Origin of the sequence: Stenotrophomonas nematodicola, assembly GCF_009467805.1 — a bacterium.
Lineage (GTDB): Bacteria > Pseudomonadota > Gammaproteobacteria > Xanthomonadales > Xanthomonadaceae > Stenotrophomonas > Stenotrophomonas nematodicola.
Genome location: NZ_WIAY01000001.1, coordinates 1,105,558 through 1,120,053 on the forward strand (window position 1 = coordinate 1,105,558; position 14,496 = coordinate 1,120,053).

Sequence of the window (14,496 nt, forward strand, 5' to 3'; positions counted from 1 at the left end):
CGCACGCGCCTCAGTGCGCGGCGGTGCCCTTGGCCTGCATCTTGCTGGTCTGGTACAGCGCCAGGCCGATCCGCTTGATCAGCCCCAGCTGCTGTTCCAGCCACCAGGCGTGGTCTTCCTCGGTGTCCTTGAGCTGCACCAGCAGCAGGTCGCGGCTCACGTAATCCTGATGCTGTTCACACAGCTTCATGCCGGCCGCCAGGTTGTCGCGCACGCTGTACTCGGTGTCCAGGTCCTTCTGCAGCATCTCTTCGACCGTGGTGCCGGGCTCGAACGCATGCGGGCGCATGTCCGGATCGCCGCCGAGGAACAGGATGCGACGCAGCAGCGCATCGGCGTGCTGGGTTTCCTCTTCCATCTCATGGTTCAAGCGCTCGTACAGCGCGAACAGGCCCTGGTCTTCGTAGCGTCGCGAGTGGATGAAATACTGGTCGCGTGCGGCCAACTCGCCGCGCAGCAGGTCCTTCAGACACGCAATGACGTCCGGATTGCCTTTCATGGTGGGGGGTTCCTGGTGGATCGATGGCGCACATGGTGCCGCATCCAGCGTTCCAATGATCTAATCGGAATCAGTCGCAGTTGGCGCCTACAATCGGCCAACACCGTCATCGGGGGGCGCGGGATGCGTCGCTGGCTCACGCGGGTGCTGTGGCTGTTGGTGGTACTGCTCATCGTTGTCATCGCCATCGTGTGGGGGCTGCTGCGCGGCAGTCTGCCCGCGCTGGACGGCACACAGCCGCTGGCGGGCCTGCAGGCTCCGGTCAGCGTCACCCGCGATGCGCTCGGCGTGGTCACCATCGATGCCGGCAGCCAGGCCGATGCGATGCAGGCGCTGGGGCTGGTGCACGCGCAGGAACGCTATTTCGAGATGGACCTGATGCGCCGCACCGCCGCCGGCGAGCTGGCCGCGCTGTTCGGCCCGGCCGCCGTCGAGATGGACCAGCGGATGCGCGTCCACCGTCTGCGTGCGCGTACCCGCGCGCATCTGGCCGAGGCCATCGGTGCGCGGCCCGAGGTGATCCAGGCCTATGTGGCGGGTGTCAACGCCGGCCTCGCCGGGCTGCGCGTGCGCCCGTGGCCGTACCTGCTGCTGCGCCAGCCGCCGGCCCCCTGGGCAGCCGAGGACAGCGTGCTGACCGGGCTGGCGATGTATGCCGATCTGCAGGACCCGGGCAACCAGGACGAGCTGGCGATGGCGCGCCTGCGTGACGTGGTGCCGCCACCGTTGTATGCCCTGCTCGCCCACGACGGCAGCGAGTGGGATGCGCCGCTGTTCGGCCCACCGCGTGGCAATGCGCGGCTGCCCGGCGCCGACGTGCTGGACCTGCGCCGGCCGTTGGCCGTGCCCCCCACCACAACAGCCGCGCGCGCCGAGCCGGATGTGCACGGCAGCAACACTATGGCCGTGGCCGGCGCACTCACCGCCGATGGCCGTGCGATCGTCGCCGATGACATGCACCTGGGCCTGCGCGCGCCGAACCTCTGGTTCCGGGTGCGGCTGCGTTATCCCGACCCGCAGGCACCCGGCGGCAAGGTCGATGTCACCGGCTTTTCCCTGCCCGGGTTGCCGGCGATCGTGGTCGGCAGCAACGGGTACGTGGCGTGGGGATTCACCAACAGCTACATCGACAACGCCGACTTCGTCCCTGTGCCGGCCGCCGCGCCCGGCACGGTCGATGGCATCCGGCGCTACGAGGAGCGCATCCAGGTGGCCGGGCAGCCCGACGTGATCCTGCAGGTGCGCGAGAGCGCCTGGGGGCCGGTCCTGCACACGCGTGCGGATGGCAGCGGCGAGGCCCTGCGCTGGACCGCGCAGTTGCCCGGTGCACTGCGGCTGGACTTCGCGGCGATGGCGCGCGCCGGGAATCTGGACGAGGCCCTGCGCATCGCCGACCACGCCGGTATTCCCACCCAGAACCTGCTGCTCGGCGACCGCAAGGGACGTATCGCCTGGCGGCTGATCGGCGCCCGACCCGACCGTGCCGCCGGCTGCCCGCCCGCCGGCGCCGCACAGCCGGCGGCGGCGCACTGCGCACCGTGGCCGATCCGCAGCGACCGCTCACCGGCGCTGGTCGACCCGCCCTCTCACCGCCTGTGGACCGCCAACGGACGCGTTCTCGACGGCGAGGCGCTGACGGTGGCCGGCAACGGCGGCTACGACCTGGGCGCGCGTGGGCGGCAGATCCGCGACCGCCTGATGGCGCGCCAGCAGTTCACCGAAGCGGACCTGCTGGCGATCCAGCTCGACGACCGTGCACTGTTCATGGCGCGCTGGTGGACGCTGATGCGCCAGGTGGTTGAGGGCAGCAACGACCCCGCGCTGAAGCGCCTGGAGGCCGCCAGCCGTCACTGGGACGGGCACGCCGGGGTCGATTCGGTCAGTTACCGGCTGGCGCGCGGCTTCCGCGGCAAGGTCGTGGACGCCCTGACCACGGGCCTGCTCGCACCGGCCACGGCAACCCTTGGCGACCGTTACCTTCCACCGCGGCTGGCCCAGTTCGAAGGGGTCGCCTGGCCGCTGGTGACCGAGCGGCCGGCACACCTGTTGCCGCCGGCCTACACCAGCTGGGGCGCGCTGCTGGAGGATGCCGCCCGTCACCTGGACGCCGACCTCGCCGCGCAGGGGCCGGATCTTGCGCAGCGCACCTGGGGCGAGCGCAACACGGCCGCGATCTGTCATCCGATCAGCCGCGCCCTGCCCGCGTTCGTCCGCCGCGGGCTGTGCATGCCCGCCGATGCCCTGCCCGGCGACCGCGACATGCCCCGCGTGCAGGGGCCGGCGTTCGGTGCCTCGCAACGCATGGTGGTCGCGCCCGGCCATGAGGCCGATGGCCTGGTGCACATGCCCGGCGGCCAGAGCGGGCATCCGCTGTCGCCGTTCTGGGGCGCAGGGCACGAGGATTGGGTGAAGGGAACGCCGACGCCGTTCCTGCCGGGCAAGACGGTGTACCGCCTGGACCTGACGCCGGGCACCGCGCGGTAGCGGGCACCCGCCGCCTCTGCCGCAGCTAGCGCCAGCGACGGTCCATCGCGCTCAGCAGCGGCCCGGTCATGGCGGTGGTCACCAGCGCCATGATCACCAGCACGGCGAACAGCCGGTCGCCAAGGAAGCCCAGTTCGTAGCCCAGGTTGAGCACGATCAGCTCCATCAGCCCGCGGGTGTTCATCAGCGCGCCGAGCCGCCAGGCCTCGTGATTGCCCATGCCCGCGCTGCGCGCCGCGCTCCACGTGCCGATCAGCTTGCCCAGGGTGGCCACCGCGATCACCACCAGGCACAGCAGCAGATCGCTGGCGTGCAGCGCGTCGGCGCGCATGCGCAGGCCGGTCATGGCGAAGAACAGCGGCAGCAGCAGGGTGACCGCGAACGGCTCGACCCGGGTGGCCACGGTGTGCCGCAGCGTGGCATTGCCGGACACCGCCACACCGGCGGCGAACGCACCGAACAGCGCGTGGATGCCGAGTATTTCAGTGACCAGCGCGCAGCCCAGCGCCATCAACAGCATGATCAGCAGCCAGCGGCCCTCCAGCCCCGGCGCAATCGTGCGGCGCGAGAACCACGGCCGCACCACGCCCAGCATCAGCGCCACGAACGCCACCACACAGACCAGGTTGATCGTCGCCGGCACCCAGCCCTGCGCCTGCGCGGCCGCCACGATCAGCGCCAGCAGGCACCAGGCAGTGGCATCGCCAAGTGCGGCGCAGGCGATCGCGGTCTGGCCCAGCGGCGTGCCGGTCATGCCGCGGTCGGCCAGGATGCGCAGCAGCACCGGGAACGCGGTGATGCTCAGCGATACGCCGACGAACAGCGCAAATCCGGTGAATCCCACACCGCCCGGCGCGTGCGCGTCGTACAGCCACAGCGCCAGCAGCACGCCAAGCACGAACGGCACGGCGATGCCGGCATGGCTGACCACGAACGCGAAGCGACGCCGGCCACGCAGGCCACCCAGATCCAGTTCGGCGCCGGCCACCAGCAGGAACATCAGCACACCCAGCTGACTGAGCAGCCCCAGCGAGCCCAGCGACGCCGGCGGGAACAGCACGCCGTGCACCTGCGGCAACAGCGCGCCCAGCACCAGCGGCCCCATCATCAGGCCCGCGGCCATTTCGCCGATCACGCCCGGCTGGCCGAGCCGGCGGAACAGCCAGCCGGTGCCCTTGGCCACCAGCAGCAGCACAAGAAGCTGCAGCAGGAACAGCCCCAGTGGCGTACTCAGATGCGCTGCCCAGTCGGCATCGAGGGCCGCATGGGTACGGGCGACCTGCGCCTGCACGCCGGGACCGGCAAAGCGCGCAAGGCCGAGGCCCACCAGCAACGGTAGCGCCACCCAGCCGAGATACCGCCATGCCAGTCCGCGGCGACGCACGCCGCCGGTGGTGTCCGCTTCCATGACCGGTCCCGATCGATTGACGCAGGGATTCTACGGGTTCAGGGGCATCGCGGCAGCAGGCAGCGGTGCGGCGACACGGTGGCGTCGCCGCACCGGATCGATCACGCCAGTGCCTGGGCGTGCACACCGGCGACCGCGCGACCGGACGGGTCCGCCATTGCCGCGAAGCTCGCGTCCCAGGCGATGGCGGCCGGCGACGAACAGGCGATCGACTTGCCGCCCGGCACGGTTTCGGCCGCCGCCTGGGTCGGGAAGTACTGCTCGAACACGTGGCGGTAGTAATAGGCCTCTTTGGTCTGCGGCGGGTTGTGCACGAAGCGCTTGTCCGCCGCCGCCATCACCCGGTCGCTGATCTGTGCGTCGGCATGCGCCTTGAGCCCATCGATCCAGCCGTAGCCCACGCCGTCGCTGAACTGCTCTTTCTGCCGCCACAGAATCGACTCCGGCAGATAGCCCTCGAAGGCTTCACGCAGCACCGCCTTTTCGATCCGGCGCGCGCCGTCGCCGCCCTTCCCCACCATCTTGTGGCGGGCATCGATGCGCATGGCCACATCGAGGAACTCGCGGTCCAGGAACGGCACGCGCGGCTCCACGCCCCAGGCCATCATCGACTTGTTGGCACGCAGGCAGTCGTAGTTGTTGAGCGCGTCGAGCTTGCGCACCAGTTCCTCATGGAACTCCCGTGCGTTCGGCGCCTTGTGGAAGTACAGATACCCCCCGAAAATCTCATCGCTGCCTTCGCCGGACAGCACCATCTTCACGCCCATCGCCTTGATCCGGCGCGCCAGCAGGAACATCGGCGTGGAGGCGCGGATGGTGGTGACATCGTAGGTTTCCACGTGCCGGATCACTTCCGGCAACGCATCCAGCCCTTCCTCGAAGGTGTACTCGAACCCGTGGTGCACCGTGCCCAGCGCCTCGGCCGCGATCGCCGCAGCCGCCAGGTCGGGCGATCCCTTCAGGCCGATCGCGAACGAATGCAGGCGCGGCCACCACGCTTCGCTCTGGTCGCCGTCCTCGATGCGATGGCGGGCATAGCGTGCGGCCACCGCAGCCACCAGCGAGGAATCGAGACCGCCGGACAGCAGCACGCCATAGGGCACGTCGGTCATCAGCTGCCGGTGTACGGCACGCTCGAAGGCTTCGCGCAGCTCGGTCAGGTCGGCAGCCACGCCGTCCACCGCGTCGTAGTCGCGCCACGGGCGCTCGTAGTAGCGGGTCAGCGTGTCGGTGGCGCTGTCGTACCAGTGGCCGGGCGGGAACTGCGCGGCGTCGGCGCAGATGTCCACCAGTGACTTGAGTTCGGAGGCCACCACCAGGCGGCCGGCGCTGTCGTGGCCCCAGTACAGCGGCACCACGCCGATCGGATCGCGTGCGATCAGTACACGCTGCGCCGCGCGGTCCCACAGCGCGAAGGCGAAGATGCCGTTGAGGCGGTTGAGGAACGACGCGGGGGTGTCCTGGCGGTACAGCGCGTTGATCACCTCGCAGTCCGACCCGGTCTGGAAGGCGTAGGGCTGGGCCAGCTCGCCCTTGAGTTCACGGTGGTTGTAGATCTCGCCGTTGACGGCCAGGGCCAGGTCGCCGTCGTCGGACAGCAGCGGCTGCGAGCCACCGGCCGGATCGACAATCGCCAGGCGCTCATGGACCAGGATGGCGCCGTCATCGACGTACACCCCGCTCCAGTCCGGGCCGCGGTGGCGTTGCCGCTGGGACAGCTCGAGGCTGTGGCGGCGCAGGGCCGGAAGGTCGTCGCCGGCCTGCAGGCCGAAAATACCGAAGATCGAACACATGGGAGCAGCTCCTGGGAATGGGGGAATACACGTGACGTCTGTATCCGACCGGCCACCTTTCCCGGGCCTGTGCTGCACCCGGAAAACAAAAAACCCGCATCGACCGATGCGGGTTTTCTGGGTCCGGGCGTGTGTTGCTGTTCTAGCCCTGGTCGCAGTCCCGCATCGGCCGCGCACGATTATTCGCGCGCAGATTGCTGCGGTTATTGGTGTTGACGGCGGTGGCCAGGAACGAGGACATGGATCGACCGTACCCCGGTTTTGGCGACGGCGCAACTGTTGCGACGGCAACTGATTCAGCGGGCGCGCCATCGCGCTCGGGGATAATCGCCCACCCCGTTCCGGATATCATGGATGACCCTCTGCTTCCCCCGCCTGCGCGCCGCGCTGCTGCCGACGCTGGCCCTGCTGGTCCTGGCAGGCTGCCATAGCGCCCCTACCCGCCCGGTCAGCGACACCGAACGTGATGCCCTGGCCGCTGCGGCCGATGGGCAGTTCGACTCGGCGATGCGCGTGGCCAGGATGTACCGGGCCTGGAATGACCCGCGCGCGTTGGACTGGTACGCGCGCGCCGCCGCCACCACCCCACGCACGCATCGCACCACCGGTGCCGAAGAGGAGTTGGGCACGATCCTGGAACGCGGCCGCCTGGACAGCAGCGACACGCCGCAGAAGCCCGAGGCGGTCGTGTTGAAGCCGTCGCCACGCAAGGCCTTCCGCTGGTACCACAGCGCCGCGTACCACGGCTCGCCCTATGCCATGCACGACCTGGAGAAATGGTATGAACGCCGCGGCGACATGGAAGGCGCACTGCGCTGGCGCCTGCGCTCGGCGGTGTATCTGCGCGAGCTGTACAAGCTGCAGGCGCTGCGCGATGCGACCAGCGGGTCGGCCAAGCCCGGCACGCCGGTCAGCAGCGCGCCGTCGCCGAACCCGGTGATCGCCGCCATCCAGCGCCGTGCCGAACGCGGCGATGCCGAGGCCCAGGTCGATCTTGGCGCGCTGTACGAAGCCGGCATCGGCGTGACCGAGAGCAAGGCTGATGCGCTGCGCTGGTATGCCCGCGCGGGCGACCAGGGCAATGTGTATGGCCAGTACCTCGCCGGGCTGCTGCAGGGCCGCGGCGGGCGTGGTCTGGAAAAGAACGTGGACGCGGCCGCAGGCTGGTTCGCCCGTGCCGAAGCGCAGGGCTTCTACATGGCGGCCGAATCGTACTGGCGCGAGGCGATTGCGCCGCCGTTCTTTACCTTTGAATGATGGCCAAGCGGCGTACCGGGCCCCGCCCGGTCGCGCTGTACACAGCCAACGGCGCTGCGCAAGACTGCATCACCACGCGCTTCTCGCCCAGAATGGGCGGCATGAACAGCGTCACTTTCCGCAACGACACCCTCACCCGCGAACGCATGCAGCAGATCATCGCCGCGCATCCACGCGCGGCGGTTTTTGAATCCTGCGTGTTCGACGGCGGCGATTTTTCGCGGCTGGACATGGATGGCTTCCAGTTCAACCAGTGCTCGCTGGCGGGCACGAGCTGGCTGGCCGCCTCGCTGGAGGAAAGCCGGTGGCACAAGTGCCGGGGTGCGCAGGCCGACCTCAGTTCGGCGCTGCTCAGCGACAGCCATTTCTCGCACTGCGATCTGAACAACAGTCATTGGCGCCGCGCGACGCTGTCCTCGGTGCGGTTCGAGGACTGCAAGCTCACCGGCGCGCACCTGCAGGAGGTCAGCGGCTGGGCGCTGGAGTTCCGCAACTGCCTGATGGTCAGTGCGGACCTGCGCGGTCTGTCGTTCCGCAAGGCGCAGCTGGACGGCATGGATTTCTCCGATGCGGAGCTGTCCGGCTGCGACTTCCGCGACGCGGTGTTCAACGGCGGCAGCCTGCGCAATGCGCAGACCCGGCTGACCCGCTTTGACGGCGCCGACCTGCGCGGCACCGATATCAGCGGGCTGAACGTGATGGACAGCAAGCACTTCAAAAAGGCGGTGATTTCGCAGCAGCAGGCGGCCGCGGCATTGGCCGCGTTCGGGCTGATTGTGGCGTGATGGGCGGCTGGCTGGAATGCCTGGCTGGAATGCCTGGCTGGGTAGAGCCTACCGGGTAGAGCCGGGTGTTGGTCGGCTGTTTGTGGTCTGGTGAAGAGCAGCCGACTGACAGTCGGCTCTACCTTTTCGTCGGCTCTACCTTTTCGTCGGCTCTACCTTGTCGTCGGCTCTACCCTGTCGGCCACGCGGTTACGCCAGGAGCCGCTCGATGAGGCGCTGGTACAGGGCCGGCAGCCGTTCCAGGTCGGCCACCGCGACGTTCTCGTCCACCTGGTGGATGCTGGCGTTGACCGGCCCCACTTCGATGCACTGCGCGCCCAGCGGCGCGATGAAGCGCGCATCGGAGGTGCCGCCGCCGGTGCTTTCCTCCGGCGGCGCGCCGGCGAACGCACCCAGAACCTCGCGGGCCACCTGGCGCAGCGTGCCTTCCGGGGTGTAGAACGGCTCGCCGCTGCGGTGCCAGCGGAGCGTGTAGTCCAGCGCATGGCGGTCGAGCAGCGTGGCGATCTCCTGCTCCAGCACCGGCGCGCTCCAGTGCGGGTTGTAGCGCAGGTTGAACTGCACCTGCAGCTCGCCGGGGATCACGTTGTTGGCCCCGGTACCGGCATGGATGTTGGAGATCTGCAGGCTGGTCGGCGGGAAGCTCTCATAGCCGTCGTCCCATTGGCGCGCCGTCAGTTCGGCCACTGCCGCGGCAGCCAGATGGATCGGATTGCGCGCCTTCTGCGGGTACGCCACATGACCCTGCACGCCCTTCACCGTCAGCGTGGCCGACAGGCTGCCACGGCGCCCCACGCGCAGCAGGTCGCCGAGCACGGCGGTGGAGGACGGTTCGCCGGTGATGCACCAGTCGATGCCCTGCCCGCGCGCGCGGAACAGGTCGGCCACCCGGCGCACGCCGTCGATGGCATCGCCTTCCTCGTCGCTGGTGAGCAGCACCGCCAACGTGCCGGGGTGGTCCGGATGGGCGGCGACGAACTGCTCGGCGGCCACCACGAAGGCGGCCACGCTGCCCTTCATGTCCGCCGCACCGCGGCCGTACAGCACACCATCACGGATCTGCGGCACGAACGGGTCGCTGGTCCAGGCCTCGACCGGCCCGGTCGGCACCACGTCGGTGTGGCCAAGCAGCACGAGCACCGGCGCGCCGTGCCCGTGGGTGGCCCACAGATTGTCGACCTCGCCAAGGCGCAGGTGTTCGCAGCTGAACCCGGCGCGCTGCAGGCGCCCGGCCAGCAGCGCCTGGCAGCCGGCATCGTCGGGGGTCACCGACGCGCGCGCGATCAGGTCGCAGGTCAGTGCAAGGACATCGCTCACGCGCCGGCTCCGAAGCGCTGCTTGAACCCGTTGTCCGAGAACCCCTGGGTCACAGTGCCGTCGGCCGTGACCACCACCGGCCGCTTGATCAGCTGGGGATGCTCGCGCAGCAGCAGCTTCCACTCCGCGTCGGAGGCCGCCGCCTTGCGGTTCTCCGGCAGTTGCCGCCAGGTGGTGGACGAGCGGTTGACCAGTGCGGCGAATCCGCCGGCCTGCGCGGCCCAGTCGATCAGGGTTTCCGGCGAGGGGGTGTGCTCGCGGTAATCGACAAAGGTGTACGGCACCTGGAAGCGGTCGAGCCACTTGGTGGCCTTCTTGCAGGTGTCGCAGTTCTTCAATCCATACAGGGTGGTGGTCATGGCGCGCTCCGCACAACGTCGATCAGGAAAGACCGCCGAAGCATGTCACACCAGGCGTTCGGACACGACCCGGAACGGCACCTGCGGCACCCGGAAGCAGAGCGCATCGGCGGGATCGACCCCCATGCCCGCCACCCGCGGACAGTGCGGCTGGCCCACCAGCCGCAGCGGCTGCACCTGCGACACCGTGATCGGCAGGTCGATGTGGGTCAATGCGGTACGGCCGTCGCCGCACACGGCGATGGCCGCGTCCTGGCAGGCGAGAAATGCCAGCGCCTGCGGCGTGTCGGCGAACGCACCCGCCGCCCAGTCGGGCGGCCAAGCCGCTGTCGGCGCCAACTGCGCCTGCAGTGCCGGTGCACTGCCCTGCCCCGGTTCGATGCGCGTCCGCCACCCATCGCCGCTGCGGCCGTGATCGAAGCGTGCCGGCCAGTGCGGCTGCATCGCATCGCTGAACAGACGGGCGCCCACGGCGTGGGTCACGCTGTCGATCACGTTGCGGTCGAACAGCACCACCGGCGTGGCCGCCGTGTCGTCCTCGGGCAGCAGGTACCAGCGCCAGTTGCTCTGCAGCGGCGAGGGAAACAGCGCACGCAGCCGTCCGGCGAACGCCGGGCCGAAATGGCCGTGCCGATAGGTCAACACCGTGTAGGGCGTGCGCCCGGCGTGGGTGAACAGACGGTAGCCCGGTGGCGCTGTGGGCGCGTTGGCGGCATCCACCCACCAGGTCATGTAGATCACATCGCGCACATCGCTGCACAGCGGTGGCACCGGCAGCACGCGGGTCAACGCGCGCCGCAGGGCCGTCCAGCGCGTACCGTCCAGCAGGCGCTGCAACGCGCGTCCCGGCCACCCCGGGAAGGGATGGCGGTAGCGCGCTGCCTGCGCCAGCGACGGCGCCAACTCAGTCGGCCAGACCGCGCAGCAGGTCGTTGACGCTGGTCTTGCTGCGGGTCTTGGCATCGACCTGCTTGACGATCACGGCGCAGTACAGCGAGTGCGAGCCGTCCTTGGACGGCAGCTGGCCGGACACCACCACGCTGTACGGCGGCACCGAGCCGTAGCTGATCTCGCCGGTGGCGCGGTTGTACACGCGGGTGCTCTGACCGAGGAACACGCCCATGCCGATCACGCTGTGGTGACCCACCACGAAACCCTCGACCACCTCCGAGCGGGCGCCGATGAAGCAATGGTCTTCGATGATGGTCGGGCTGGCCTGCAGCGGCTCGAGCACGCCCCCGATGCCGGCGCCGCCGGACAGGTGGCAGTGTTTGCCGATCTGCGCGCAGGAACCGACGGTGGCCCAGGTATCGACCATCGTGCCTTCACCCACGTAGGCGCCGATGTTGGTGAAGCTCGGCATCAGCACCACGTCCTTGCCGAAGTAGGTGCCGCGGCGCGCGATGGCGCCCGGCACCACGCGCACGCCGGCACGGCGGAACCTGGCTTCATCGAAGCCGGCGAAGCGCGATTCGACCTTGTCCCAGAACGGCGCCGGGCGTGCGTCGACCACGGCCATGTCGTTGACGCGGAAATACAGCAGCACGGCCTTCTTCAGCCACTCGTTGACCTTCCAGCCGCCGTGGCCATCCGGCTCGGCCACGCGGAATTCGCCGGTTTCCAGGCCGTCGATGACCCGGCCGACCAGCGGCTTGGTCGAGCCTTCCAGTTCATGCAGGGTCAACGTGGCACGGCGCTCGAAGGCGCTCTCGATGCCGAACTTCAGCTCTTCCACGCCCGGCGTGGCCGGCTTGCGCAGCGATTTGCGGGCGATGGTGGCGTCCCGGCTGGCGGTGCGCTTGGCGGCACTTTCGGTCGGGCTGGCGGCGGCCTTGCCGGCGGCGGCTTTGCGCGGCGCGGCCTTCTTCGCGGCCACCGGCGCCTTCGCGGCAGGCGCCGTCCTGGCGGCGGCAGTCTTCTTGGCCGCCGCAGAGGTAGCGGCAGTCTTCTTGGTCGGCTTGGTGGCCATCAGCGGGGGTCTCCGGCGTTTCGATCAGGGTCCAGGCAGGCCAGCATGGCGTCGTGCAGCTGCTGCCTGGCGGATTCGGTCAGGGGGTGGTCGTGTTCATCGCTGATCACGAACATGTCTTCGGCGCGCTCGCCGAAGGTGGCGATGCGGGCGTCGTGCACGCGCAGGCGCTGGTTGCGCAGCACGTAGGCGACATCGGCCAGCAGGCCGGGGCGATCCGGCGCGACCAGGCTGAAGCGGGTGCTGCTGCTGCCTGCGTCGGCGATGTCGCGGAATTCGATGCGGGGCGCGAAACGGAAATGGCGCAACTGGCGGGGAATGGCCCGGCGCGAGGGACGCAGCCGGGACAGGTCACCGGCCAGCGCATCGCGCAGCGCCGCCTCCAGCCGTGGCGCGTCGCCATCGGCGAAGCTGTCGGCCGGCGTCACCTCGAAGGTATCGAAGATGGTGTCCACCGGCCCGTCCAGTACGCGCGCGCGGTGGATGCCGTAGCCCTTGCGGTCCAGCGTCATCACGATCGCGGCGAACAGGCCATCGCGATCGGGCGAATGCACGAACACTTCCAGCGCCTGGTCGTCAGGAGTGATGCGGCGCACCTTGACCAGGGTCTGGCCCTGCTTCACCGGCACCAGCGCTGCAGCCTGCCACGCCAGTTGCTCGGGGCGCAGGCGGATGAAGCTCTCGTCGGGCATCACCGCGAACTGGCGGTCGATGGTGGCGTCGTCGTAACCGCGTTCGCGCACCAGCGTGCGCACCGAGTCACGCGCCTCGGCCACGCGCTCGGCCGCCGGCATCTGGTTTTCGAGCCCGTCGCGCAGCGCGCGGCGCGCGGCGAAGTACAGATCGGCCAGCAGCCGGTCCTTCCAGGCGTTCCAGAGCTTGGGACTGGTGCCGGCGATGTCGGCGCAGGTCAGCAGATAGAGATAGTCCAGCCGGTCGCGGCTGGCCACCAGCGTGGCGAAGCGGTGGATCACGTCCGGATCGGAAATGTCCTGCTTCTGCGCCGTCACCGACATGCGCAGGTGCTGCTCGACCAGCCAGGCCACCAGGTCGGTGTCCGAGGCGCTCAGCGCATGCGCCTGGCAGAAATCGCGTGCGTCCACCGCACCGAGTTCGGAATGGTCGCCGCCGCGGCCCTTGGCGATGTCGTGGAACAGGCCCGCCAGCAGCAGCAGCTCCGGCTTGCGCAGGCGCGGCCACACCTCGTGGGCGATCGAGAAGCGCTCGTCGGCGCGGCTGCTGGCGAACAGCCCGATGTTCCGCAGCACCATCAGGGTGTGCTGGTCCACCGTGTAGACATGGAACAGATCGAACTGCATGCGCCCGGACACCTGGGCGAACGCCGGAATCCACTGGCCGAGCACGCCCAGGCGGGCCATCCGCGCCAGCGTGTCGACCGCGCGCGGGCTGCGCAGCAGTGCCATGAACTGCTCGCGCGCCGCCGCGCCCGCGCCGGTATACGCCGGCAGCGCGGCCAGCGACTCGGCCAGCGCGCGTGCGGTCAGCGAATGCAGGCCGCGCACGTCGGGGTTGTAGGCCCAGCTGGAGAACAGCGCGAACACCTGTTCGATATCGCCCTGCGGCCACTGCGGATCGTTGGCGGCCAGGTAGCCGCGACGCAGCGAGAAACCCACGCTGACCGGCTCGGGCACCGCTTCGCCGTCGAACTGTTCTTCAAAGCGCTGCAGCAGGCGGTCACTGATCCGCCGCACCACCGTGGCGCTGCGGTAGAAGCCCTGCATCATTTTCTCGACGCCCAGGCTCTCCGGGTCGTCTTCGAAGCCGAGGCGTGCGGCCAGGGTCTTCTGGTAGTCGAAGCGCAGGCGTTCTTCGGGCCGGTTGGCGACCAGGTGCAGGCCAAAGCGCAGTTGCGCCAGCGCGCAGCGCTCGCGCCGCAACGCGGTGGCCTCGTCCAGCCCCAGATGCCCAAGGCCGACCAGGGCCTCCAGTTCGCGCACGCCGAACGCACGCAGCGCCATCCATCCCAGTGTGTTGAGATCGCGCAGGCCGCCCGGGCCATCCTTGATGTCCGGTTCGAGGTTGTCGGCGGTATCACCGAAGCGGCGGTGGCGTGCCAGCAGCTCCTCGCGTTTGGCAAGGAAAAACTCGCGGGGCGGCCACAGGCCATCGACGTTGACCGCTGCCTTCAGCGCCTGCCGGGCGGCATCGTCGGCCACCAGCGGGCGCGATTCGATCAACGCGGTCAGCACGGTCTGGTCGGCGCTGGCGTCGGTGCATTCCTGCGCCGAGCGCACTGCATGACTGACCGGCAGGCCGCAGTCCCACAGCAGGGCGAACAGGCGTGCCAGCGCCGGCTCCTGCGCCCGCTGGCGCGGCGGCTCGCCGAGAATCAGAAGATCGATGTCCGACCGCGGAAACAGTTCGCCGCGCCCGTACCCCCCGACCGCGAACAGCGCCAGCCCGCTCTCGGCCGGCAGACAGCGCTGCCAGGCCAGACGGATCAGGTGGTCGGCCGCGCGGGCGCGCAGCGCCAGCAGGCGCTCGATGTTGTCGCCCTGGTCGAAGCGCCGGTACAGGCGTGCATCGGCCTGCTGCAGGGACTGGCGCGCTGTCGCCGCCCATTCCGGGTCAGCGACGGAGGTGGCCGGCGCGTCCAGCATCGGG

General features: G+C 69.5%; 11 protein-coding genes. 3 read left to right on the forward strand and 8 right to left on the reverse strand.

The window, feature by feature from the left end:
* Positions 1-10: 10 nt before the first annotated feature.
* On the reverse strand, positions 11-499 hold the full coding sequence (bfr, locus tag GDJ08_RS05225; protein ID WP_017357360.1) for a bacterioferritin: 489 nt from the start codon (positions 497-499) through the stop codon (positions 11-13).
* Positions 500-622: 123 nt separating this feature from the next.
* Between bfr and GDJ08_RS05230 the strand changes: the two genes are divergently transcribed.
* Positions 623-2,983, forward strand: coding sequence for a penicillin acylase family protein (locus GDJ08_RS05230; protein ID WP_153164415.1), 2,361 nt, complete (start codon positions 623-625; stop codon positions 2,981-2,983).
* 25 nt (positions 2,984-3,008) lie between these two features.
* Here GDJ08_RS05230 and GDJ08_RS05235 read toward each other — a convergent pair whose 3' ends face one another.
* A complete protein-coding gene (locus tag GDJ08_RS05235) occupies positions 3,009-4,391 on the reverse strand; it encodes a cation:proton antiporter (RefSeq protein WP_153164416.1) in 1,383 nt (460 codons plus the stop codon).
* Positions 4,392-4,492: 101 nt separating this feature from the next.
* Positions 4,493-6,184, reverse strand: a complete 1,692-nt coding sequence (gene asnB, locus GDJ08_RS05240) for an asparagine synthase B (protein WP_136004235.1) — start codon at positions 6,182-6,184, stop codon at positions 4,493-4,495.
* Positions 6,185-6,538: 354 nt separating this feature from the next.
* On the opposite strand from asnB, the gene GDJ08_RS05245 reads away from it, so the two are divergent.
* A complete protein-coding gene (locus tag GDJ08_RS05245) occupies positions 6,539-7,441 on the forward strand; it encodes a tetratricopeptide repeat protein (protein WP_136004237.1) in 903 nt (300 codons plus the stop codon).
* 101 nt (positions 7,442-7,542) lie between these two features.
* The gene (locus GDJ08_RS05250) at positions 7,543-8,226 is read left to right on the forward strand and encodes a pentapeptide repeat-containing protein (protein ID WP_153164417.1); all 684 of its coding nucleotides are present in this window, start codon (positions 7,543-7,545) and stop codon (positions 8,224-8,226) included.
* Between the two features lie 189 nt (positions 8,227-8,415).
* Here GDJ08_RS05250 and dapE read toward each other — a convergent pair whose 3' ends face one another.
* From dapE to GDJ08_RS05275, 5 genes are read right to left on the reverse strand one after another with little or no spacing between them, the layout of a single operon-like run.
* A complete protein-coding gene (gene dapE, locus GDJ08_RS05255; RefSeq protein ID WP_153164418.1) occupies positions 8,416-9,543 on the reverse strand; it encodes a succinyl-diaminopimelate desuccinylase in 1,128 nt (375 codons plus the stop codon).
* Positions 9,540-9,902, reverse strand: a complete 363-nt coding sequence (locus GDJ08_RS05260) for an arsenate reductase (protein ID WP_153164419.1) — start codon at positions 9,900-9,902, stop codon at positions 9,540-9,542. The genes dapE and GDJ08_RS05260 overlap by 4 nt, the downstream gene beginning before the upstream one ends.
* Positions 9,903-9,947: 45 nt before the next feature.
* Positions 9,948-10,805, reverse strand: coding sequence for a hypothetical protein (locus GDJ08_RS05265; RefSeq protein WP_153164420.1), 858 nt, complete (start codon positions 10,803-10,805; stop codon positions 9,948-9,950).
* 1 nt (position 10,806) lies between these two features.
* Entirely contained in the window at positions 10,807-11,871 is a 1,065-nt protein-coding gene (gene dapD / locus GDJ08_RS05270) for a 2,3,4,5-tetrahydropyridine-2,6-dicarboxylate N-succinyltransferase (RefSeq protein ID WP_153164421.1), read from the reverse strand.
* Positions 11,871-14,492: a [protein-PII] uridylyltransferase gene (locus GDJ08_RS05275; protein WP_423670162.1), complete on the reverse strand. Its 2,622-nt coding sequence runs from the start codon at positions 14,490-14,492 to the stop codon at positions 11,871-11,873. The genes dapD and GDJ08_RS05275 overlap by 1 nt, the downstream gene beginning before the upstream one ends.
* Positions 14,493-14,496 lie beyond the last annotated feature (4 nt).

What these genes read in the sequence shown, in the direction of transcription:
- bfr (WP_017357360.1), bottom strand. Translation starts at nt 499, where the DNA reads ATGAAAGGCAATCCGGACGTCATTGCGTGTCTGAAGGACCTGCTGCGC.
- GDJ08_RS05230 (WP_153164415.1), top strand. Translation starts at nt 623, where the DNA reads ATGCGTCGCTGGCTCACGCGGGTGCTGTGGCTGTTGGTGGTACTGCTC.
- GDJ08_RS05235 (WP_153164416.1), bottom strand. Translation starts at nt 4,391, where the DNA reads ATGGAAGCGGACACCACCGGCGGCGTGCGTCGCCGCGGACTGGCATGG.
- asnB (WP_136004235.1), bottom strand. Translation starts at nt 6,184, where the DNA reads ATGTGTTCGATCTTCGGTATTTTCGGCCTGCAGGCCGGCGACGACCTT.
- GDJ08_RS05245 (WP_136004237.1), top strand. Translation starts at nt 6,539, where the DNA reads ATGACCCTCTGCTTCCCCCGCCTGCGCGCCGCGCTGCTGCCGACGCTG.
- GDJ08_RS05250 (WP_153164417.1), top strand. Translation starts at nt 7,543, where the DNA reads ATGAACAGCGTCACTTTCCGCAACGACACCCTCACCCGCGAACGCATG.
- GDJ08_RS05260 (WP_153164419.1), bottom strand. Translation starts at nt 9,902, where the DNA reads ATGACCACCACCCTGTATGGATTGAAGAACTGCGACACCTGCAAGAAG.
- dapD (WP_153164421.1), bottom strand. Translation starts at nt 11,871, where the DNA reads ATGGCCACCAAGCCGACCAAGAAGACTGCCGCTACCTCTGCGGCGGCC.
- GDJ08_RS05275 (WP_423670162.1), bottom strand. Translation starts at nt 14,492, where the DNA reads ATGCTGGACGCGCCGGCCACCTCCGTCGCTGACCCGGAATGGGCGGCG.